Source organism: Catellatospora sp. IY07-71, from assembly GCF_018326265.1.
Lineage (GTDB): Bacteria > Actinomycetota > Actinomycetes > Mycobacteriales > Micromonosporaceae > Catellatospora.
This window is the reverse complement of sequence record NZ_AP023360.1, coordinates 6,016,135-6,037,601: the sequence shown is the minus strand read 5'-3', so window position 1 is coordinate 6,037,601 and position 21,467 is coordinate 6,016,135. Positions and strand designations below refer to the sequence as shown.

Here is a 21,467-nt window from a genome sequence, read left to right as displayed (position 1 = left end):
GCGCCCTGCATGCCGATGGCGGTGATGCCGTCGGCTTGGTTTATCCGGCCAGTTGCCCGGCCAGGACCCCAACGCCCATGACGACGACGAACCAGCCGAAGGTGCGGCGTAGCAGGGCGGGGTCGATCCGGCCGGCCAGGCGGCCACCGGCGATGCTGCCGAGCACGGCGACGGCGGTGACCGCGGCGGTCAGGCGCCAGTCGATGCTGACGCTGTGCAGGTAGCCGCCCAGCCCGGCGACAGACTTCATCGCGATGACCAGCAGCGACGTGCCCACGGCCACGGGCATGGGCAGCCCGCCCAGCAGCACGAGGGCCGGTACGACGAGGAAGCCGCCGCCCGCCCCGACCAGGCCGGTGACCAGCCCGACCGCCACCCCCTCGGCGAGGATCTTCACCACCGGCAGCCGCGCCTCGTCGGGCCGATGCGCTGCGGTGATGCCGCGCCGGGAGCGCAGCATCGCGACTGCGGTCACCAGCATCATCGCTGCGAAGGCGACCAGCAGCACGGCGCCGGGGATGAACTGGGCGACGCGGCCGCCGACGTAGGCGCCGGCCATGCCGGCCGCGCCGAACAGCGCTCCGGTGCGCCACTGCACCCGGCTGGCGCGGGCGTGCGGCACGAGCGCGACGGTGCTGGTCACCCCGACCACGACCAGCGACATCGCGATCGCGGACTTCGGTTCGATGTCGGCTAGGTAGACCAGCACCGGGACGGTGAGGATCGAGCCGCCTCCGCCGAGCATGCCCAGCGTCAGCCCGATGGCCACGGACGCGGCCAGGGTGAGGGCGAGCCAGGCGGTCATCGGATGGACCTCCCGCCCCGCGCGGCGAGGGCCTGCCGGACGTCGGCGGCCTTCGCGGGCCGGTTGTAGGGCAGTTTGGCCAGCATCATGCCCATGGCGCAGGTGTCGGTCAGCGCGGCGAACGTCAGACCGGCGCCGATGAACCCGGCCAGGTAACGTGCGGCGGGCAGCCACACGCTGGCGACGATCGACACCAGGACGATGCCTCCGGCGACCAGGCGGACCTGGCGCTCCAGGCTCCAGCGCTGCCGCCCGCGCACCACGGGCGCGCCGGCCGCCAGCCAGGCGTTGAGACCGCCGGTCATCACTGCGGCGCCGGTGACCCCGGCGGCACTGAGCCTGCTCTGGCACTGCCCGGCACGGTTGCCGGACTGGCAGACGATCACCATGGTGGCGCCGGCGGCGGCCACGATGTGCTGCAGGTGCGCGTCGACCTGATCGAGGGGCAGGTTGATCGAGCCGGCGATGTGCGCGGTCTCGTACTCGCCCGGCGTGCGCACGTCGACGAGCAGGGTGTCGGGGTTGGCGGCCAGCAGTGCCCGGGTGGACACGACGTCGATGGCCGCGGGCGCGGTCTGGGTCATGGTCAGGGTTTCCTTCGGGTGTTGTGGGTGGTGGTCAGGCGGCTGCGGCGGCGGCCACGTCGGGGACCCCGGCGCCGGTAAGCACGATCGGCTGGTAGCCCTCGCGCAGCAGGACCGTCGCGGCGATGGCCGCACGGCGCCCCGAGCCGCAGGCAACGAGCACAGGCCGGGCGCGGTCGAGCTCGGCCGGGATGCCGTCGGTGATCAGGTCAGGCAGGAACCGGCACATGGCGCCGTCGATTGACACGGCGGCCTGCTCACTGGGCATGCGCACGTCGAGGACCTGCGCGTGCGGCGCCGTGACGTAGCTGAGGAAGGTGGGCAGGTCGGCCAGCTCGAAACCGGAGGTCGCCGCGGCGGCGAGGTCGTACAAGACCCCGGTGACGGTGTCGATGCCGATCTGCGCAAGCTGGGTCACGGCCTCGGCCACGTCCTGACCGCGGTCGGCCACGAGGACGATCGGGGCCTGGTAGGGCAGCAGCCAGCCGGCCCACGACCCGAAGTCGGTGCCCAGCTCGATGCCGAGCGATCCGGGCAGATGACCCGCGGCGAGCGCGACGCGTGGGCGGATGTCGACCACGTGTGCGCCTGCGGGCAGGCCGGTGATGTCCAGTTCGGGCACGGTGACCGGCGGCATCGGCGGCACGCCGAGGGTGTTGGCCGGGCCCATGTGCCGGTAGAACGCGGGGATCGGCATCGGCTCGGCAAGCAGCCGATCGGCGAACGCCTCGACGTCACCGATGGACAGCAGCGGGTTGGTGTCGACCTCCGTGCCGATGGTGGAGGTGTAGCGGCCGGCGCCGCTGGACGTGCAGAACGATCCCTCGCCGTGAGTGGGCAGAAGCTCGATGTCGCGGGGCAGCCCGGCCAGCCGGTGCAGGGAGCCGTACTGCAGCTTGGCGAGGGTCCGGGCGCGGGGCATGCCCAGCAGGTCGGGCCGGCCGGCCGAGGCCACCAGCAGGCTGCCACCGGAGAACACCGCCACCGGCTCGCCGTCGATGAGCACCAGGTAGCTGGTGTGCTCCGGGGTGTGGCCTGGAGTGTGGATCGGGCGCACGCGCAGACCCTGCCCGCCCTTGATGTCCTCCAGGTGGAACGCCGGGGTGTGCGGGTAGGCTGCGGCCGCCGCGGCGGGCAGGACCAGCTCCGCCCCGGTACGCAGTGCGGCCTGCTCGCCGCCGGAGACGTAGTCGTTGTGCAGGTGCGTCTCCAGGACGAACCGCAGCTGCACGTCGCGCTCGGCGGCGGCGGTCAGGAACCGGTCGATGTCGCGCTGCGGGTCCACGAGCACGCCCCGGCCATCATGTGTGAGCAGGTAGGTCTGGTCGCCCAGACCGGGCGTGCGGAACGAGACGATCTCCATGTCTGATCTCCTTCAATCCTATACCCCAGGGGGTATATAAAAGCGACAAGAGTGCTGTAAGGGATGTACCCCGGGGGGTATCCGAAGTGCCGAAGAATGCCGCCACCCGGTCGCGAGTGGCGGCTGAGGGATCAGGCGAGCGCCAGGAACAGCTTCTCCAGCTCTTCCTCGGTCATCGGTGGCTCTTCGCCGCGCTCACGGGCTCGCTGGCAGTGCCGCATCCCGGAGGCGACCAGCTTGAAACCGGCCCGATCAAGTGCCCGGGAGACCGCCGCGAGCTGAGTGAGCACCTTCTCGCACTCCTCGCCTTCCTCGATCATCGAGATCACAGAAGCGAGCTGGCCCTGGGCACGCTTGAGCCGGTTGAGGGCGTCCCCGGCGAGGGCTTCGTTCAACTGCATGACCCGAACGTACCCCCGGGGGTATCCTTACAGCAAGGCCAATGGCATATCCCACCCGCACGCCCGCGCCAACCACGAGCTAACCGCTGCCGCCGAGTAGTGTCCGCTGGGCGTGGGCCTCGCGTCGCTGCCATCCCCGTCCACCGCCGTCTGGCACCTCGGGCCCGTGCCGGTGCGCGCATATGCGCTGTGCATCATCGCCGGAATCGCGCCGCGCTCCTCCAGCCACGCGACCGCGTCGACGAACGCCCGGCGGTCGGCGCGCCGACTTGCCCGAGGGACCCCGGTACCTGGCCCGCCAGTGATGTGGATGGCGAGCCGGACGCATGAAAGTGGTCTGCCTCACATGTTGTCAGCACGGCCGGTCCGCGCGTGTCTTATGGCCGAACCCCTCGACACAACAACCACTGTGACCTCGCAAGCCACGCCACGCCCGGACTGCGGCAGGTGCCGTATCCCGGACTTCCTGCGAACGGCTCGGAGATCGCATTCACCCACCTAGGGCAAGGAGAGAGCGAATGAACCTCGCGCTGTGGATCGCAGCCGGCCTGCTGGCAGGCGTCGCCCTGCTGGGCGGCATCACCAAGACGTTCGTGCCGAAGGACAAGCTGGCCGCTGCGCACAGCGGTGGCGAATGGCTCCGCCACGCCGGCGCCGGCTTCGTCAAGACGCTCGGGATTCTCGAGTTGCTGGCCGCCGTCGGCCTGACCCTGCCAGGCGTGCTCGGCATCGCGACGTTCATGGTGCCGGTGACCGCCGTCTGCTGGATCGTGCTCATGATCGGAGCGATGATCACACACGGCCGTCTCGGTCAGTATTCGCTGGCACTACTGAACTTCGCCTATCTCGCGACCGCGGCCTTCGTCGCGTGGGGCCGCTTCAGCCTCGAGCCCTTCACCGGATAGAGGCGAAGACATGCCGCTCTCGGCGACCATGGCACCCCCGGCGACAAGGATCGAGACGTGAACCACTCCGCAGATCCGGCGACCGACGCCTTCATCGCTCACCGCAACCTGCTGTTCACCGTCGCGTACGAGATGCTCGGGTCGGCGGCCGACGCCGAAGACGTCCTGCAGGAAACCTGGCTGCGCTGGATCGAGGTCCGACCGCAGCACGTGCGCGACCAGCGCGCCTACCTGGTCCGGATCACCACCCGGCAGTCGCTCAACCGGCTGCGTGCCATGAAACGCCGCCGGGAGGCATACGTCGGACCATGGCTGCCCGAGCCGCTGCTCACCGCACCGGACGTCGCCGACGACGTCGAACTCGCCGAAAGCGTGTCGCTGGGCCTCATGCTCGTCCTGGAGACGCTCTCACCGACCGAACGCGCCGTCTTCGTGCTGCGCGAGGCCTTCGACGTGAGCTACGACGAGATCGCGGCGGCCATCGGCAAGAGCACGGCAGCCGTCCACCAGATCGCACACCGCGCACGCCGGCACGTCGACGCCCGCCGCCCCGTCAGATCGCATCCGCCAGCCAGACCCGGGCGGCTCTGGAGGCCTTCCAACGCGCGGTGGAAACCAGGGACCTGCAGGGCCTGCTCAAAGTGCTCGCTCCCGACGTCGTCCTGGTGGGAGACGGCGGCGGCGTCAAGCAGGCCGCACTGCGGCCGATCATCGGCGCGCAGAAGGCTGCCCGCATGTTCCTCGGTGGTCTGGGCAACGTCGAAGGCACCCTCACCGCTGAACCGACCGTGGTCAACGGCAACCCGGCACTGCTCGTACGCCTGAACGGCGAGGTCGACGGCGTGCTGGCGATCCGGGCCGAGCACACCGGCATCACCGGCCTCTACTATGTCCGCAACCCCGAGAAGCTGACCCGTGTCGCCGACCGCGTCCCGCTCACGCGGCGCTGACGGCGCTTCGCTCCACGGACGAGCTTGCCCGCGTCGTAGCCGCAGCTGGTCTTGTCGACGGTCTCGCTGCGCGTACCGACTGCGAGTCCATGATCGCCGCTGTCGGGGTGGTGTTGCGTCCTTCGGCAGCGCGGACCTGTTCGCGCAGACTGTCGTGCAGGCGGGTGGGAGTGCCGCCGCGGGTCCAGGTCCGGAAGTAGTGGTAGACGGTCGGATGGCGTCGAGGCGGAACGGCACGTCCGGCGCGACCGCTCGGGCATGCCGCGACCCCCGCTTGCCGTTGACGACCGGGCCGGCCCGCTACGGCGACGACCGCAACCGGCTGCGGATCCCGTCGACCGAATCCGCTTCGCGCCTGGAGACGACACCCACGGCTGCCGCTTCACGCTGTCACGTACTTCTGCCTGGACAACGGCACCGCGCAGGTATCAGCCCTCCACGGTCTCCGGGATAAGCGCCCCGCCGCCAGGAACGAGGTCGCGGGACGGACACCGCGACCTGCAGCGCCGTCGCGGGCTTGCCGTGGCGACGCGGTGTCCATAGTGTGCGACAGTCGGTGACGGTGCGGGGAGGACGGACCTTGCGGTTTGGCATTCTGGGCCCGGTCGAGGCGTTCACCGGAGACCACACCGTGCCGCTTGGCCAGCCGCGCCACCGGGCTCTGCTGGCATACCTGCTGCTGCACCCGCACCGCGTCACCACCATCGGCCAGCTGGTCGCGGCCCTGTGGGGCGACGCCGCGCCGGCCTCGGCACGGGACCAGATCCACGTCGGGGTGTCGGCGCTGCGGCGGTCCCTGCGGGCCCTGCCCTGCGGTGCCGCCGTGCTCACCACGTCGGGTGGCTACCGGCTCGGCCTCGACGGCGCGACCGTCGACGCGCACCTGTTCGCCGACGCCGTGGCCACCGCCAAGCAGGCCACGGCCTCGGGCGCCCACGCCCGCGCCGCCGCGCTGCTGACCGACGCGCTGGCGCTGTGGCGGGGCGAGGCCCTTGCCGACGTCCGGGCCGCGTTCGCCGCCGGAGCCCGGCAGCGGCTGAGCGAGCAGCGCCTCGACGCCGAGGAGCAGCTCGCCGACGCAGAACTCGCCCGAGGCCGCCCCGAGCCGGCGATCAGGCTGCTCACCGACCTCGTCGAGCAGCGGCCGTTGCGGGAGCGGCTCGTGGGACGGCTGATGCTGGCGCTGCACGGCTGCGGGCGCAACGCCGAAGCGATGCAGGTGTACGAGAAGCTCCGCCACCATCTGGCCCAGGAGTACGGCGCCGACCCCGGCCCGGCCGTGCGGCAGGTGCACCTGCAGCTGCTGCGCGGCACGCTGCGCGCCTCGCCGCCGGCCGGCCGGGACCTCGGCGCCCGGGTCGTGCCTCGCCAGCTGCCCGCGGCCCCGGCCGGATTCGTCGGCCGCCGCCGCGAATGGGCCCAGCTCGACGGGGTGCTCGCCGCCCAGCGGCCGCACGCTCCCACCGTCGCCGCCGTCGTCGGCACGGCCGGGGTCGGCAAGACCGCGCTGGCCCTGAACTGGGCGCACAGCGTCGCGGACCGGTTTCCGGACGGGCAGCTGTACCTGAATCTGCGCGGGTTCGGCGGCGGCCGGCCCATGAGCACCACCGAGGCTGTGCGGACCCTGATCGACGCTGTGACCGACGACGCGCACCAGATCCCCGAACATCTCGACGCGCAGACAGGACTGCTGCGCAGCCTGTTCGCCGGACGCCGGATGCTGCTCGTGCTGGACAACGTGCGCGACGCCGAGCAGGCCAGACCGCTGCTGCCGGGGTCCGCCGCGAGCCTGACCGTGGTCACCAGCCGCCACCAGCTGCCCGGTCTGGTCGCGGCCGAAGGCGCCGAACCGGTGCTACTGGATCTGCTGTCGGCAGCCGAGGCCCGGGAGCTGCTGAGCGTGCGGCTCGGGCAGCGGCGGGTCGCCGACGCCGGCGCCGCGGTCGACGTCATCGTCGACGCCTGCGCGCGGCTGCCGCTGGCGCTGACCGTCGTAGCCGCCCGGGCGGCGACTTACCCGGCCTTCCCACTGGGGAGGCTGGCCGACGAGCTGCGCCCGGCCCGCCACGGGCTCGACCCGTTCGCCGGTCCCGACACGCAGGCCGGTGTCCGGGCCGCTTTCCGCTGGTCGTACCAGGCCCTGTCGGAGCCCGGCGCCCGCCTGTTCCGGCTGCTCGGCCTGCATCCGGGTCCGGACATCGCCGCGGCGGCGGCGGCCAGCCTGGCGGGGGTCGCCCCGCGGGCGTCTCGGCTGTCGCTGCTCGAACTCGTTCAGGCCAACCTGGTGGCCGAACACACCCCCGGTCGGTGGTCGATGCACGACCTGCTGCGCGCGTTCGCCGTGGAGCTGGCCGAGGAGTCACTGCCCGAGCAGGAGCAGGCGGAGTCCGTACGACGGCTGGTCGACCACCTGCTGCACACCGCGCACGCCGCCGACGCCGTGCTGCAGCCGTTCCGCTCGCCGATCGTGCTGTGCCCGGCGCGCGGCGGCGTGGCCGTGCACCCCGTCAGCGGGCTGGACGAGGCCCTGGAGTGGTTCGACCAGGAGCGTGCGGCGCTGCTGGCGGTGGTGGACCGGGCCGCCGAGGCGGGCTGGGACGCCCAGGTCTGGGAGCTGGCCTGGGTGTTGGAGACCTATCTGGACCGGCGTTCCCGCTGGCGCGAGTGGCACGACACACAGCTGTCGGCACTGGGTGCGGCCGAGCGCCTCGGAGACGTGTCGAGGCGGGCCGGCTCCCACCGCGGCGTGGCCACCGCGCTGAGCAAGATGGGCCGTTACGATGAGGCCTACGGCCACCACCGGCAGGGACTGGCCCTGTCGGCTGCGACCGGCGACGGCCAGGGCGTCGCCCGGTCGCATCGCAGTATCGCGTTCCTGCTGGAGGAGCAGGGCCGGTACGGCGAGGCACTGACCCACGCCCGACAGGCCATGGCCGTGTCGGAGTCGCTGGGCGACGCGATGTCGGCCGCGCGCGCCCGCAACCTCGTCGGCTGGCTCTGCGCGCAGCTCGGCGACCACGTGCAGGCGCTGGAGCACTGCCGTCAGGCGGCGCGGGAGCTGGAGGAGATGGGCAACCGCAACGCACTCGCGCACACTCTGGACAGCCTCGGCTTCATCCACCGCGGCCGGGGAGACGCGGAACTGGCCGTCGCGTACTACCTGCGGGCCGTGCAGCTGTACCGGGAGACCGGTCACCACTACGGCGAGGCCGAGAGCCTGATCCGGCTCGGCGAAACCCATCAGGCGGCCGGCCGGACCGAAGCCGGCGCCCAGGCGTGGGCGGCGGCCTCGGCGATCCTGGACGACCTGCCCGACGCGGCGGCGGCGCAGCTGAGAGGTTGCATCCCGATCTGACCTGCGGGGGCGGGCTGGGACCGGACCCGCCCCCGCAGGGCTCAGAGGGTCGTCGTGCAGGCGTACGGCGTCCACGCCGAGTAGCCGCTGGCGTTGTATGAGCGGATCGCGAAGCACATGTACGTCCGCGATGCCAGCCCGCCCCACGTGTAGCCGGTGACGTTCGCGCCGACGGTGACGGTCGTGACGCCGTTGTAGATCTGGAAGCCGGTCTCGTTGGACGACCGATCCTGCCACGTCACCCTGATCTGCGAGGTGTTGAGCGGTGTCGCGGACTGTCCGGTCGGCGCCGCGGGCACCGCGGGCGCGGCCGGCGTCGTCGCGCAGGCGTAGGGCGTCCACGCCGAGGCTCCGGCGAGGCTGACGGCGCGGACCGAGAAGCACATGTAAGTGCCTGCGGCCAGGCCGCCCCAGGTGTAGTTGGTGACGTTCGCGCCGACGGTGACGGTCGTGACACCGTTGTAGATCTGGAACGACGTCTCGTTGGACGACCGGTCCGACCACGAGACGTTGATCTGCGAGCTGCTCAGCGCGATGGCGTACGGGCTGGTCGGCGCCGCCGGGACCGTCGGCGTCGTCGTGCACGCGTAGGCCGTCCACGCGGAGTATCCGGCGAGGTTGTAGGAGCGGACGCGGAAGCACATGTAGGTGCCGTTGGCCAGGCCGCCCCAGGTGAAGGTGGTGCTGTTGGCCCCGACGACCTGCGACGTGCTGCCGTTGGAGATCTCGAATCCGATCTCGTTCGTGGATCGGTCCGCCCAGCCGACCCTGATGCTGGTGCCGCTGGCCACGACCGCGGTCGGGCTGGCGGGCGCGGCCGGGATCGTCGGCGTGGTGGCGCACGCGTTGGCGGTCCACGCGGAGTATCCGGCGAGGTTGTAGGAGCGGACGCGGAAGCACATGTAGGTGCCGTTGGCCAGGCCGCCCCAGGTGAAGGTGGTCGTGTTCGCGCCGACGACCTGCGAGGTCGACCCGTTGGAGATCTCGAAGCCCCACTCGTTGGCCGACCGGTCGGCCCAGGTCACCCTGATGCTGGTGCCGCCGGCCACGGCGGCGGTGGGGGAGGTGGGTGCGGCCGGGACCGTCGGCGTGGTGGCGCAGGCATTGCCCGCCCAGGCCGAGTGGCCGACCAGGTTGCGTGAGCGCACCTGGAAGCAGCGGGTCACGCCGTTGGCCAGGCCGGGCCAGGTGTACGACGTGGACCCGGCGGCGAGCGCGACGGTGGTGGTCCCGTCGCTGACGTCGAAGGCAGTCTCGTTGCTGGAGTTGTCGACCCAGTCGACGCGAACGCTCGTGCCGGTCACTACCGTGGCGGTGACGCCGGAGGGGGCCGCGGGCGGTGACGGCGTGGTCGCGCACACCGGTCCCGCCTCGGCGGACGCGCCATAGGAGTTGAACGCCCGCACGCGGTAGCACCGCGTGCTGCCCGGGGACAGGCCGGTCCACGTGTGGCTGGTGGCGTTCGCGGGCGTGGTCATCGAGGTCGCGCCGTCGGTGACGGAGAAGCCGTCCTCGGTGTTCGACCCGTCCACCCACGCGATCTTGATGCTGGTGCCGTCGGCGGCCGCGGTCGCGGTCGCGCCCGTGGGAGGTGCGGGCTTGCCCAGGAAGGTGAACTTCCACTGGTCCTTGCCCGGGTAGCGCAACCCGTTGACGATCTTGTTGACGCGCCAGACGTACGTGCCGACCGGCAGCGGCGGGTAGAACGTCGTCAGGGGCAGCGCTAGGCCGGTGGTGCTGCGCGTCATCGTGTACGACGGCGCGTTGGACGGCGCGAGCACCACCTCGTAGGTCGTGCCGGCCGTCTGCGCCGCTCCGGCCGCCGCCACACCCGCACGCGCCGCGGCCAGGGCCGCCGTGTCACGCCACTCCAGCTGCTCGGCGTCGGTGTTGTAGGCGCCGTCGGTCGCTCCGGCGCAGTGGTCGTGCACGTAGCCGGTGCGGGCCAGGCGCGCGCCGCCGCTGTCGTCGTACAGCCCGAAGCGCCGCCCGGGATCGCCGAAGTCCTTCAGCGTGAACCAGGTCCCTGCCACGACGTTCGGCATGGCCGCGATGTGGTCGAAGGCGCTGACCAGGTTGAAGCACTGCTCGGCCGCGGTGGTCTCCTCGCCGTGGTCGGGAGCTCCGCCGTCGTCGGGCAGCCGCCAGCCGAACTCGGTGAGGTAGACCGGCTCCCCGGCGAACTCGTAGGCGCTGTTCGACGTGAACTGGTACACCATGTCCCACAGCGGCTGATGGGTGCCGGTGTCGCCGGTGTAGGCGGCACTGTCGATCGCGTTGACGTACGGGTGCAGGCCGATGCCGTTGACCGCGTCGCGCAGGTTGCCGTAGTCGAAGTGGTCGGTCCACTCCGGATGCGCGCCGATCTCGGTGCTGACCCGTTGCAGGTAGGCGATCGGGTCGTTGGGCGTCACGCCGCCGCTGACGACCTTCACGGCCGTGCCGCCGCAGTGGTGGATCTGGTCGGAGGTCCGGGCGAGCAGCTCGGCGAACGCGGCCTCGGACAGGTATGAGCCGCCGGGCAGGTTCGGCTCGTTCCACACCTCCCACGCGTCCACGCCGGCGTACGCGCCGTCGCAGGCGATCGCGGCGGCATGCGCGGCGAAGTCGACAGGGGCGGCGGCTGACGCGAAGCTGCTGCTCAACAAGCCGATGATCTTCATGTCCGGGTCCAGGGCGCCGAGCAGGTTCGCGTACGCGCCGCGGGCGCAGCCGGTGGTGTCGGCCGCGCCGCGCAGGTCCAGGCGTAACCAGCCGCTGCGCTGCTGCACCTCGGCGTCGGCGAGCAGCAGGCTGCCGGAGTCGGTGTACGCGCATCCGTTGTTGAGGTCGATGACATCGCCCGCCTGGATGCCCTGGCGGGCGCGGAACGTGACCGCTGCGGCGGGCGTCTGCCCGGCCACCTGGACGAAGGCGGCGCCGAGCAGCGCGGTGCACAGCGCGGCCAGGGCCGCGCGCGGGCGGAGGCGGCGGCGACGGGGTCTGAGCATGGATGGCCTTTCCGGGGCGGGGGAGTCGGTGGCGGGGGCGGGCCGGATCACGGGCATCGCGGCACGCTCGGGATGAAGCCGGTGTATCCGGTGTACGTGTTCACGTCCGGCACGAACTGGTTGGTGCCGATGCGATTCCAGACGTTGCTGGTGCCCCACTTGCCGCTGATCGACTGGCCGGCCTTCTGGCAGTAGATGGTCACGTAGACGCCGTCGTTGCGGGACCCCGTGACGGCGAACGTCGTGCCCGGACCGGCGTAGAGGTTCTGCGGGCCGCTGTTGGCCGTGTCGATGTACCCGGCGCCGGTCCGCGCCCCCTCGCAGGCGTTGCTGCTGGTGTAGTTCTTGCTGCCGTAGTACAGCGCCTCGACGCCGTCGAACTTCACCCGTACCGAGCTGCCGTTGAGGCGCTGCTCGTAGTGCAGGTGCGGCCCGGTGGACGCCCCGGTCGAGCCGACGGTCCCGACGATCGTGCCGTAGCCCACCTGCATGCCGACCGAGACGTACCAGTTGTTGAGGTGCGCGTAGTAGGTCGTGTAGCCGCTGCCGTGGTTGACCCGAACGTACCTGCCGTAACCGCTCGTGCCCTGGTCGCCGACGACGTCGACGGTCCCCGGGGCGCTGGCGTACACGTAGTCGTCGACGTCGTCGGCGCGGTTGAAATCGATCGCGTTGAGCGGGCTGTGGTCGGTGCGGGTCTGCCCGCCCCACACCTGCCCGCACGGGAACGGCACTTTGAAGACCGGCGCGGCCAGCGCCGGAACAGCGGGCACAACGATCGCGGCGGTCACGAGCACCGTCACCAGCGCTCCTGGCAGGAGTCTGCGCATGAGTCGTCACTCCAATCGGGACATGCGGAAGCTGCGGTGCTCCGCTCGCCTGGCGGCGGAGACCGTGCGCACATCCTGGGGCAGGCGCCTTATCGCCTGGCTTGCCGAAAGCTGGCGACATCCTTGCCGGGGTGATCGGCTACATGTTGATCATCGTCGGCGCGGTCGCGGCTCGGCTTCGCAGGGCGCCCCTTACCTGAGCGAAGTCACTTCGACGCGTGTCCGGTGTGCGTGCGGGTGCGCTCCGCTTTGGCGCGTCGTACGCCTGCTCGAAGGACTCGGCCAGGCGTGGGGTCTCGGCGACGAGGTGGTCCGGGGCGAGGTGCCGAAGTTCGCGGCTGCGGATGAGTTGTTCGCGGAAGCGGGCGGGGACGCCGGCCAGGAACACCGGGATGCCCCACGCCTGGAGCTTGCTGGCGCGGTCGTCGAGGGCTTTGAGGACCGTGGCCGAGGGCACCTCGACCGAGCCGCCTCCCACACGCCGCTGCCGGTCCGGGTGAACTGCATCAGGCGGCTGGACCGGTGACGCTGATCGAGGTGAGCAGGATGGACAGCCCGGCGCCGAGGATGATCGCGTACTGTAGCGGCATCGCCGTCGTCGCCAGGAACGTGATGATCATCGCGCTCGCCGACGGCCGGGAGGTGTGCAGTACGAGCTTGATGTCGTGCACGCGCTTCTCCAGCAGTTCGGTGCCGACGACGAGCATGATGCCGCCGATGACCGCCATCGGGATCCAGTCGGCGGCCAGGCCGACCGGCAGCACGATCACCGCACCGGGCGGTGGCGATCCTGGACGAACTCGGCCGTGCCGACGCGGCCACCATCCGCGGCAAGCTCGGCTGAGCGTCCCGTACCCGCCCGGCGACTCCCGCGCAGCCGCGCCTCGGTCGAGGACGGTCTGCCGGGCCCATGGCTGACGTCCTGTCTGCGCGCAGGTGGGGGCCGGGCAGGCGACGGGGCGTCCGCCCGGCCGAGGATCAGCGGACGATCCTGAACTGGAACATCGGGGTGCCCAGCGCTCCGTACAGGCGCAGCCAGATCGGCAGCAGCAGCTCGGTCCCGCGAGCGGTGGTGATGTCGCCCAGGTCGATGACGTCGGTGTGGCCGAACGACTCCAGCAGTGCGGTCACGGTCTTCTTCGCCGCAGCGTCGTTTCCGGAGACGAACACCGAATGCTCGCCGCCGGCGAGCCGGCCGGGGTTGACCATGAGCAAGGCGTTCATGGTGTTGAGAGACTTGACGACCTTCAGGTCGGGAAACGCGGCCTGGATCTGCTCGCCGAGGGAGTCGGTGTCCTTGACGAACAAGCTGGGCGGGAAGCCCTGCGAGAAGTCGAGCGGGTTGGCGATGTCGAGCAGGACCTTGCCGGCGAGGTTGTCGCGCCCGGCCGCCTCCAGGGCGGGGAGCGACACGTCACCGGAGGTCGCGTTGACGATCAGCTCCGCGTCCGCGGCAGCCTGGGCGAAGGTTGCCAGGGTGACCGCAGGGTGGGCGGTGGCCCAGTCGCGGTACGGCGGATTGCCCATGCCGTCGGGTTCGGTGCGGGCCATCGTGGTGGCGACGTCGCGGGTGCCCACGGTCACGTCGTGGCCCAGCTCCGTCAGCCGGCCGGCGAGCGCCTGCCCGACCATACCCGTGCCCAGTACTGCGATCTTCATGGTTGTGCTCCTTGACGTCCGTGTGGGGTGGGCCACCCCGTGCCCAACGAAACTAACAGACAGGTCTGTCTGTAGCTATCGGGTGGAAGTCTCATATGCGGCCAGGGTCACGCAGCAGTCGGGCTCCTCCGGGTAGCATGGCTAGACAGACATGTCTGTAGCATGGGAGGGACGTCGGCTACCCGGAGGTGAGAGCCATGACACAGGCAGGCGCTGCTGCGCAGCCCGCGCGCGAGCGCATCCTCGGCACGGCGTTCCGGCTCTTCTACGCCCACGGTCCCCGCGGTGTCGGCGTCGACACCGTCATCGCCGAGTCAGGCGTGGCCAAGGCCACCTTCTACAAGCACTTCCCGCGCAAGGACGACCTGGTGCTGGCATACCTCGACAAGGTCGACCAGGGCTGGTTCGGCGGTCTGCGCGCCGCCGCCCGCGCCGCCGGCGAGGACCCCAGAATGCAGCTGGTCGGCATGTTCGACGCGCTGAGCACGGCATGCCGCCGCGAGGGCTATCACGGCTGCGCCTTCATCAACGCCGCCGCTGAAAGCCCCACCGGCGGCGACGTGCACACGCGCACCGTCGAACACAAGCGGATCGTCCGCGCATGGGTGACCGACCTGGCCCGCAGGGCCGGCGCCGCCGACCCTGCCCTGCTCGCCCGCCAGCTCACCCTGCTCATCGACGGCGGACTCGGCGACGGTGTCCTCGAAGCCGACCCTGCCACCCCCGCAGCCGCCAAAGCGGCCGCACAGGCCCTGGTCGACGCCGCCTGCCACGGCGACTGATCCCGTTCGCGACGGCAACCGGCCTCGGTCTGTCAGAAGCTGTGGCCGCCGGCGCACACGAGCACTTCACCGGTGATGTAGTCGGATTCCGGGCTGCACAGCAGGTAGGCGGCCCCGGCGTCTTCGCCGAGGGTGGTCCGGCGCCCGCGTGGGTGACCGGGAGCGGGTTTGCCTTGAGTGACCGAGGCGACTTGCACCGCCGGCAGCGGTGGTCAGCAGAATTCGGCTGGCGGTGAGGCCGTCGGCCGTCGAGGATGTCGCCGTGGCGAAGCAGCAAGTGCTGGCGAAGGTGGAGGCCGACCTGCGCCGCGGGCATGTCCATCCGGCGATGCAGCGCTTGGCGAGCCTGACCGCCGCGTACCCCGACGACCTCGATCTGCGTGCCCGGCGTGCGGCGGTGTATCGGCAGGTCGGCAACCTGGTCGAGGCCGGGCGATGGGGGTTCCTCAGCGAGGACGCCGCTGCGGAGGAGATCAGCGCGTTCGAGAAGGCCCATCCGGGTGCCTGGAGACGCTTGCTGCTGCTGAAGGTGAATGCCGACCCTGCCGACGAGCTTGGGCCGGTGGCGGGCGCGCGGTTCGCTCGGCTGGTCGAGCAGGCGGAACAGGAAGGCCCGGCGCCGGTCGCCTGGACTGAGGTTGGACCCCGGCCCCAGTTCCCCGGCTCGTGGCGTGACGAGATGCCGTGCCTGGTGGCAGCGGCGGTTGGGCTGATCGTGGTTGGCCTGGCTGTCTTCGGGCTGGTCAGCTTGATCCGGTGGGCGCTATAGGTCCGCCGCCCGATTCCGTCGCGGTAGCGGTGCAGCCGGGCCACGTACTCGCCCGGCATCCCCGTCCACGTGCCGCAACTCTGTGGTTTCGTGAAGCCGCAGGTGTCGACGGCCCATGGCGCAGCTGCGTGCGACATGGTTTCCACCACCGTCGACATCGACTGCGCGGCGGCGCTGACCTACGCCGAGGACTCGTTCGGGCCGTACCTGGGGTGGCCCCGGTCCGGAAGGCGACCACCTGCGGCAACGCCGAGGGCTTCGCCACCTGCACCGCGGGCAACCCGTGGGTGTCCAGCCCTCCGCAGACGGCTGGCTCTGGGTGCAGGGCAGCCCGGCCATGCTGTCGGTCGCGCACTGCGGCCGCTACACCCACCGCATGGTCACCGGCGAGGGCCACCCCATCGGCACGGTGGGCAACGCCGCCGAGTACATCGACGCAGGCTACGTCGATGCCTCGCCCGGCACCAGGTGTTCGACGGCGGTGTCGGAACCGGTGAGTTCACCAAGGGCGTTGTCGGCGCGCAGCGCAACTTCTGGGGCGACTTCATCTGCACCTGCGGATCCTGGTCAGGCGCACGCTGCAACATCAAGATCACCGGGACGAGTCACCGGCTGCGCTACCGATTCCCCGACGGCACCCTGCACTGGGTCAACTACCTGGTCACCGCCCAGCAGATGGCCGGGCAGAACGCCGCCGGGGAGGGCGACAGCGGCGGACCGGTGTTCTTCCTGGACGCCAACCCGTCCAACGTCCGCGCGCGTGGACTCATCGCGAGCGCCAACCTCGCCTACCCGGCCAAGTGCACGGGCGTCGACGACGGGCGACGCTGCGCATCCCGGTTCGCCTTGGTCGACCTGGCACTGCACCTGCGCTCCTACGACCTGACGCTGCTGACCAGCCGCTGACGACCGCGATGCCGTCATGCCGCCCCGCGGCCGACATGACGGCAGCAGGCGCCGCTGCCGCTTGCGCACGATGTGCGGCTCGAACGTGCCGGCCACGTCCCGCGGCACCCGGACCTCGACCGGCTCGACATCGGTCCGGGCCCAACCGGGCCTGGCTCAGCTCACTGTCAGGCGGCCGCCTTGTAGATGTACCACTCCTGGTTGGCCTGGCCGTCCAGGCACTGGTAGATCTGCACCTTCGTGCCGTCGGCGACGCCGTAATCGACCCGGTTGTCCACGTCCAGGCAGGGCCAGCCCTCCCCGCCGTAGGCGACGATCTTGTAAACGGGCCAGTCGAGGTCGTGGTTGACGGGGATCAGTAGCCACTTGCGGTTCTGCGACGGCGAAGCCGAACACTGCCGCTGGCGCACCACGGTCCCGTTGGCGGTGCTGTCCCATGTCAGGCAGCTGGACAGATAGTGCGCCGGCTGGAACCGGACCACCGCCGGGGCGAGCACGGAACCGGTGTAGGGGCCGGGTTTGAAGACGAACGGCGCCTCAAGTTCGGTGATGGCCCACAGCTGGTTGTTCTGCGCGTAGGGCAGGCAGGTCCACTGCTGCACCCGCACGCCTTCGTAGGTGCCGTTGTTCTGGGCGTTGTCCACGTCGAGGCACTTGTCGGTGTGGGTCGGGCCGACGGGGCTACCAGCGCGCCGACGGTGCCGGCAACGACAGCCGACACGACCGCGACGATGCCCGAGACGATCCTTCTGAATGACATGCTGTAGGTATGTCGATGCATCAAACAATCTCATACCGGTCCGCGAGATGCGTCCCTTACTGGTAACAGCTCAAGGAAGTCGACCGGACTATCGCACGAAGCGGACACGCCAGGCCACCGGGCATAGCTGCTGCAATGGGCATGACCGGCTCGGCGGTGCGCAGCAGGTCAAGGTTGCCGAGCAGCCATTGGGTCAGCTCAGCGCCGATGGCCTCCACCATGGGGCCGGTCGCGCATGATGCGCCAGAACCCCCACACCCCACCGGTGGAGGAATGATGAGGGGTCCTTTCCGGGGTCGCTTGCGCGCTGCCGCTGGGTGCGGCGGCGGTCGCGATCGCCCGTACCGGTGTGTTCCCGAGGCGGCTGGCCTGGCTGGCCGGCGTCGTCGCCGTCGTACGGGTGCGGCACGCTTGGCCAGAGCGCTCAGGCCGCCCGCCCGGGTGCCGGAAGGTGGCTGGTGAACCAGTCGCGGGCCAGCTCGGCGGCGGCCTGCAGGGTGCCGGGCTCCTCGAACAGGTGGGTCGCGCCGGGCACCACCGACAGGCGGTGCTCGCACCGCAGCATCGCGGCGGCGGCCTGGTTGAGCTGCCGCACCGCAGTGTCCAGAGCGCCCACGACGAGCAGGGTCGGCGCCTGCACGAGGCTCAGCCGGGGCGCGGCAAGGTCCGGGCGGCCGCCGCGGGATACCACAGCGGCGATGCCGGCGTCAGGCTCGGCGGCGGCCCACAGCGCGGCCGCGGCGCCGGTGCTGGCGCCGAACAGGCCCACCGGCAGTTGCGCGGTGTCCGGCCGGTCTCGGACCCAGGCCAGGGTGCCGCCGAGCCGGCCGGCGAGCAGTTCGATGTCGAACACGTTGCCACGGTCGGCCTCCTCGTGCACGGTGAGCAGGTCGAACAGCAGGGTGGCCAGGCCGGCGCGGTTCAGGACGGCGGCGACGTAACGGTTGCGAGGGCTGTGGCGGCTGCTGCCACTGCCGTGGACGAACACCACCAGCCCGGCGGCGCCGGACGGCACTGTGAGCCGGCCCGCCAGGCGTGTGTCGCCTGCCATGACGGTGACGTCGGCGTCGAGGGCCGGCGGGTCCGAAACATCGCCGGGCGGGTCGTCGGGCGTGATCGGTGACGCGGCGGCGGGCTGGCCGGCAGCCTGCTGGAGCAATGCCGCGACCTGCTCGTCGGTGGTGGCGTGGAAGTCGTCGTAGAACTGGCCGACCGCAGCGAAGTACGCCGGAACGTCCACGCAGACCACGTCGTCGGCGACGTGTGACAGCTGCTCCACTGCCGACGGCGAGGCGACCGGCACGGCGAGCACCACCCGGCCGGCGCCGTGGGCGCGGGCCACCTCGCAGGCTGCGCGGGCGGTCGCCCCGGTGGCGATGCCGTCGTCGACGATCACCGCGGTCCGCCCGTCCAGCGGGACGCGGGGGCGCAGCCCGCGAAAGCGGCGGACCCGGTCGTCGACCTCGGCGCGTTCGTGTCGCTCGACCGCGGTCAGCTCGCGCTCACCGACGCGGGCCGCCCGCAGGACGTCGGTGTTGAGCACGAGCGCGCCGTCTTCCCCGACGGCGCCCATGGCGACCTCGGGCTGGAACGGAACACCGAGCTTGCGCACCACGATGACGTCCAGCGGCGCGCCCAGCACGCGGGCGACCTCGGCGGCCACGGGCACGCCCCCGCGGGGCAGCCCGAGCACGACCAGATCCGTCCCGCGCAAGTGCTCCAGCCGCCGGGCCAGCCGCCGGCCGGCGTCGACACGATCGCGAAAAGACATCGGTCCCACCTCGCCGCCACCCGGATTCGTCACTGTCCAGTGTCCTGCTCGCACCCCGGTGGCAGCCCTGGAATGCACGAGCTTGAACGCGTCAGCAGGCACGTCGGCGTCTGCGAGCTGCTGCGCCCCGACGCTGGTCATGATCAACGTGCTCTGGCTGGCGCCGTCGGGGTTCGGCCCGAAGCCGGTCACGGACCCCTGGGAACTACCGAACTGGCCGCGTGGCGCATCCTCCACCGTCGCGCCCCCGCCCGTGCGGCCCGGTGCGGTGGAAACCCGGCGATCTGACCCAGGACGGCGCGCCGGGCGAGACCATGTGGGAAACGGCCAGTGGCGCTCCCGCAGCAGCTGAGCGCGGGTTGCCGGGCCCGCCGTGGTCACCGCGAGTCGTCGTCGATCTGGAGACCGAGGGGACAGCTGGGTCCCGTCACCTGCGCATGATCAGAATGCTGCCGCCGAAACCCGAGGAGTGGAGATGCCCGACGACATCGAGACGATCGTCCGCGCCGCGCTGCACGAGGTCGCGCCCGACGCCGACCTGTCCGCGCTGCACCCGGACGCGGACCTGCGCGAGACCCTCGGGCTGGACTCGGTGGACTTCCTGCGCCTGGTCGAACTCCTGTCCGCCCGCACCGGCCACCGCGTCGACGAGGAGGACTATCCGTACCTGACGACGCTGGCCGGCGCGGTGTCGTTCCTCAGCTGGCCGCCGCGCCGATAACGCGGCCGACTCACCGACCGATCCAACGGTGCAGACGGCAAGCGATCACCTTGGCCGGTACGGACGAAAGTCCTGCTCATCGCCGCCACAGGGCCTGGCGGAGCGGTGCCGGACAGGCGTGCAATGGAAGGTGGCACCGACACGGAAGGAGGAGAGGTCATGACCGCGCTGATGCCGCGCCTGTTCGGCGACCTGAGTGAGTGGTTCGAAGGCGAGCACCCGCTGTTGTCCGGGCACATCATCCGGGTGGAGGACACGGCCACCGACCAGGAGTACAAGATCCGGGCGGAGTTGCCCGGCATGGACCCGGAAAAGGACATCCAGATCTCCGTGGACGCCGGTGTGCTTTCGATCCACGCCGAGCGCCGCACCGAGGAGAGGGCCAAGGGCCGCTCCGAGTTCCACTACGGCATGCTGCAGCGGTCGCTGCGGCTTCCCGGCAACGCCGATACCGACAACATCAAGGCCGGCTACGACAAGGGCATTCTCGAGGTCACCGTGCCTTTGAAGGCGAACGAGCCGACGGGCCGGCAGATCCCGGTCACCGGTAGCTGAGTCACAGAATGCACGCGGCGCGGTGAAACCGGGCACCGCGCCGCACGACTTGGGGAGGCGAACCCGTGGGCGGTCCCGTCGTGGTCGGAGTGGACTGGTCCGCGCACTCGAACTACGCCGTGCGGCTGGCTGCGGCGCAGGCGCAACGACGCCGGCGGCCGCTGCGGATCGTGCACGCCGCAGGTGCCGGCGGTGACCTGGCGCTACGCGCTGAGGACGTCGGGCTCGAGGACGCCGCGCGCCTCGCGGGCGAGACCGCGCCCGGGATCGACGTGAGCACGGCGACCGTCGCCGCGGAACCGGCGGCGGTGCTCATCCAGGAGGGCCGCGACGCAGACCTGGTGGTGGTCGGCGACCGCGGGCTGGGCGGGTTCACCGGCCTGCTGCTGGGCTCGGTGTCGCTGCACGTGGCCACACGCTGCCCGCAGCCCGTGCTCGTCGCCCGCGGCGAAGAGCACCCGCACGGCCAGGTCGTGCTCGGCGTCGACGGAAATCCCGGAACGGCGCGCGCGGTGGAGGCCGCCTTCACCGAAGCAGCGCTGCGCAGCTCGGACCTGTACGCGGCACACGCGTGGACCGGGCCGCCACCGACCGGCCCCGGCGACCTGCTGCCCCTGGCTTATGAGGACGACGAGATCGAGGACCAGGAGCGCCGCCTGCTCGCCGAGGCGCTGTCAGGCATGCGGGAGCGGTTCCCGGACGTCACCGTGCGGGAAGCGGTGGTCAAGGGGCGCGCCGCACGGTCGCTGGTGCACCTGAGCGAGACGGCGCTGCTGATGGTGGTGGGCAGGCGCGGCCGCGGTGGCCTCACCGGCCTGCTGCTGGGCTCGGTGAGCCAGCAGTTGCTGCACCACAGTGCGTGCCCCGTGCTCATTGTGCCGACGGATGTCGATCAGGACGAGGCCGTCGCCCCGCTGTCGGTAGGAGTGGCCTGACACATCTCCCGTCCGCCCTACGAAGGGACCGTCCATGGAAAAATCGTCGTTGACGGCATTGGCGACCCAGCTCATGGACGCCGCACGCGGCTCGTCCAGTGGGCGTAGCGCGCAGACGGTCTACGGAGGACCCGCTCGCATACTGGGTCAGACCGTCTTGGCGCTGCGTGCTGGCGAATCCCTGGCCGAACACGAGAATCCGGGCGAAGCCAGCCTGTACGTGTTGCAGGGACGCGTGCGTCTTGCCACCCGGGATGCCTCAGACGAAGGCGTCACCGGGGATCTGCTGGTTGTGCCGGACAGCCGTCATACGCTGACCGCGACCGAGGATGCCGTCGTGCTTCTCACCGTGGCCAAGCACACGTAGCCGAGCTGCTCGGCGCGCCCGCGGGCACTCGATGCGGAGCGCTCTGAGACCTGTCTGAC

General features: G+C 71.1%; 21 protein-coding genes and 2 pseudogenes. 11 read left to right on the top strand and 12 right to left on the bottom strand.

Translation table 11 applies throughout. The features are described 5' to 3' along the window. Positions 1–40 precede the first annotated feature (40 nt). From CS0771_RS26905 to CS0771_RS26890, 4 genes are all read right to left on the bottom strand, one after another. Entirely contained in the window at positions 41–805 is a 765-nt protein-coding gene (locus CS0771_RS26905; RefSeq protein ID WP_212843601.1) for a sulfite exporter TauE/SafE family protein, read from the bottom strand. Next, positions 802–1,389 (bottom strand): rhodanese-like domain-containing protein, encoded by a 588-nt coding sequence (locus CS0771_RS26900; RefSeq protein WP_212843600.1) that lies wholly within the window; start codon positions 1,387–1,389, stop codon positions 802–804. Before CS0771_RS26900 ends, CS0771_RS26905 begins: the two co-directional genes overlap by 4 nt. 34 nt (positions 1,390–1,423) lie before the next feature. Continuing rightward, the gene (locus CS0771_RS26895; protein WP_212843599.1) at positions 1,424–2,752 is read right to left on the bottom strand and encodes a rhodanese-like domain-containing protein; all 1,329 of its coding nucleotides are present in this window, start codon (positions 2,750–2,752) and stop codon (positions 1,424–1,426) included. A gap of 131 nt (positions 2,753–2,883) precedes the next feature. After that, positions 2,884–3,153 carry a metal-sensitive transcriptional regulator gene (locus CS0771_RS26890; protein ID WP_212843598.1) on the bottom strand — a complete coding sequence of 90 codons (270 nt, stop codon included), beginning with the start codon at positions 3,151–3,153 and terminating at the stop codon, positions 2,884–2,886. Between the two features lie 518 nt (positions 3,154–3,671). Here CS0771_RS26890 and CS0771_RS26885 point away from each other — a divergent pair. The 4 genes and pseudogenes from CS0771_RS26885 (at position 3,672) to CS0771_RS26875 (ending at position 8,363) form a co-directional block, all read left to right on the top strand. Further along, positions 3,672–4,058, top strand: coding sequence for a DoxX family protein (locus CS0771_RS26885; protein ID WP_212843597.1), 387 nt, complete (start codon positions 3,672–3,674; stop codon positions 4,056–4,058). A gap of 132 nt (positions 4,059–4,190) precedes the next feature. Then, positions 4,191–4,532, top strand: a pseudogene (locus tag CS0771_RS39050) (sigma factor); the annotation flags it as partial. Positions 4,533–4,666: 134 nt separating this feature from the next. Next, positions 4,667–5,008, top strand: coding sequence for a hypothetical protein (locus tag CS0771_RS39045; protein ID WP_244871458.1), 342 nt, complete (start codon positions 4,667–4,669; stop codon positions 5,006–5,008). Between the two features lie 580 nt (positions 5,009–5,588). Beyond that, the gene (locus CS0771_RS26875; protein ID WP_212843596.1) at positions 5,589–8,363 is read left to right on the top strand and encodes a BTAD domain-containing putative transcriptional regulator; all 2,775 of its coding nucleotides are present in this window, start codon (positions 5,589–5,591) and stop codon (positions 8,361–8,363) included. Positions 8,364–8,404: 41 nt separating this feature from the next. Here CS0771_RS26875 and CS0771_RS26870 read toward each other — a convergent pair whose 3' ends face one another. The 5 genes from CS0771_RS26870 to CS0771_RS26850 all read right to left on the bottom strand — a co-directional run bounded on the left by CS0771_RS26870 (position 8,405) and on the right by CS0771_RS26850 (position 13,842). Further along, positions 8,405–11,353 (bottom strand): fibronectin type III domain-containing protein, encoded by a 2,949-nt coding sequence (locus tag CS0771_RS26870; RefSeq protein WP_212843595.1) that lies wholly within the window; start codon positions 11,351–11,353, stop codon positions 8,405–8,407. Positions 11,354–11,400: 47 nt separating this feature from the next. Next, positions 11,401–12,156 carry a M23 family metallopeptidase gene (locus CS0771_RS26865; protein WP_244871049.1) on the bottom strand — a complete coding sequence of 252 codons (756 nt, stop codon included), beginning with the start codon at positions 12,154–12,156 and terminating at the stop codon, positions 11,401–11,403. 166 nt (positions 12,157–12,322) lie between these two features. After that, positions 12,323–12,661 (bottom strand): hypothetical protein, encoded by a 339-nt coding sequence (locus CS0771_RS26860; RefSeq protein WP_212843593.1) that lies wholly within the window; start codon positions 12,659–12,661, stop codon positions 12,323–12,325. 28 nt (positions 12,662–12,689) lie between these two features. Beyond that, entirely contained in the window at positions 12,690–12,953 is a 264-nt protein-coding gene (locus CS0771_RS26855) for a hypothetical protein (protein ID WP_212843592.1), read from the bottom strand. A gap of 208 nt (positions 12,954–13,161) precedes the next feature. Continuing rightward, positions 13,162–13,842 (bottom strand): NADPH-dependent F420 reductase, encoded by a 681-nt coding sequence (locus tag CS0771_RS26850; protein WP_212843591.1) that lies wholly within the window; start codon positions 13,840–13,842, stop codon positions 13,162–13,164. 197 nt (positions 13,843–14,039) lie between these two features. On the opposite strand from CS0771_RS26850, the gene CS0771_RS26845 reads away from it, so the two are divergent. From CS0771_RS26845 to CS0771_RS26835, 3 genes are all read left to right on the top strand, one after another. Continuing rightward, positions 14,040–14,624, top strand: coding sequence for a TetR/AcrR family transcriptional regulator (locus CS0771_RS26845; RefSeq protein ID WP_212843590.1), 585 nt, complete (start codon positions 14,040–14,042; stop codon positions 14,622–14,624). A 262-nt stretch (positions 14,625–14,886) separates the two neighbouring features. Further along, positions 14,887–15,393 (top strand): DUF6584 family protein, encoded by a 507-nt coding sequence (locus CS0771_RS26840; protein ID WP_212843589.1) that lies wholly within the window; start codon positions 14,887–14,889, stop codon positions 15,391–15,393. Between the two features lie 468 nt (positions 15,394–15,861). Continuing rightward, positions 15,862–16,299, top strand: coding sequence for a hypothetical protein (locus CS0771_RS26835; RefSeq protein ID WP_212843588.1), 438 nt, complete (start codon positions 15,862–15,864; stop codon positions 16,297–16,299). Between the two features lie 167 nt (positions 16,300–16,466). Here CS0771_RS26835 and CS0771_RS26825 read toward each other — a convergent pair whose 3' ends face one another. The 3 genes and pseudogenes from CS0771_RS26825 to CS0771_RS39035 form a co-directional block, all read right to left on the bottom strand. Further along, complete coding sequence (locus CS0771_RS26825; RefSeq protein WP_212843587.1) at positions 16,467–16,943, bottom strand: RICIN domain-containing protein; 477 nt, start codon at positions 16,941–16,943, stop codon at positions 16,467–16,469. Positions 16,944–17,483: 540 nt separating this feature from the next. After that, positions 17,484–18,110: a dienelactone hydrolase family protein gene (locus CS0771_RS39040; protein WP_244871413.1), complete on the bottom strand. Its 627-nt coding sequence runs from the start codon at positions 18,108–18,110 to the stop codon at positions 17,484–17,486. Between the two features lie 90 nt (positions 18,111–18,200). Beyond that, a pseudogene (locus CS0771_RS39035) lies at positions 18,201–18,830 on the bottom strand (phosphoribosyltransferase); the annotation flags it as partial. A 475-nt stretch (positions 18,831–19,305) separates the two neighbouring features. Between CS0771_RS39035 and CS0771_RS26815 the strand changes: the two are divergent. The 4 genes from CS0771_RS26815 (at position 19,306) to CS0771_RS26800 (ending at position 21,408) form a co-directional block, all read left to right on the top strand. Then, positions 19,306–19,551: an acyl carrier protein gene (locus CS0771_RS26815; RefSeq protein WP_212843585.1), complete on the top strand. Its 246-nt coding sequence runs from the start codon at positions 19,306–19,308 to the stop codon at positions 19,549–19,551. 159 nt (positions 19,552–19,710) lie between these two features. Then, positions 19,711–20,106 carry an Hsp20/alpha crystallin family protein gene (locus CS0771_RS26810; RefSeq protein WP_212843584.1) on the top strand — a complete coding sequence of 132 codons (396 nt, stop codon included), beginning with the start codon at positions 19,711–19,713 and terminating at the stop codon, positions 20,104–20,106. 65 nt (positions 20,107–20,171) lie between these two features. Continuing rightward, positions 20,172–21,041, top strand: coding sequence for a universal stress protein (locus tag CS0771_RS26805; protein ID WP_212843583.1), 870 nt, complete (start codon positions 20,172–20,174; stop codon positions 21,039–21,041). Positions 21,042–21,075: 34 nt separating this feature from the next. Continuing rightward, positions 21,076–21,408 carry a LuxR family transcriptional regulator gene (locus tag CS0771_RS26800; protein WP_212843582.1) on the top strand — a complete coding sequence of 111 codons (333 nt, stop codon included), beginning with the start codon at positions 21,076–21,078 and terminating at the stop codon, positions 21,406–21,408. Positions 21,409–21,467 lie beyond the last annotated feature (59 nt).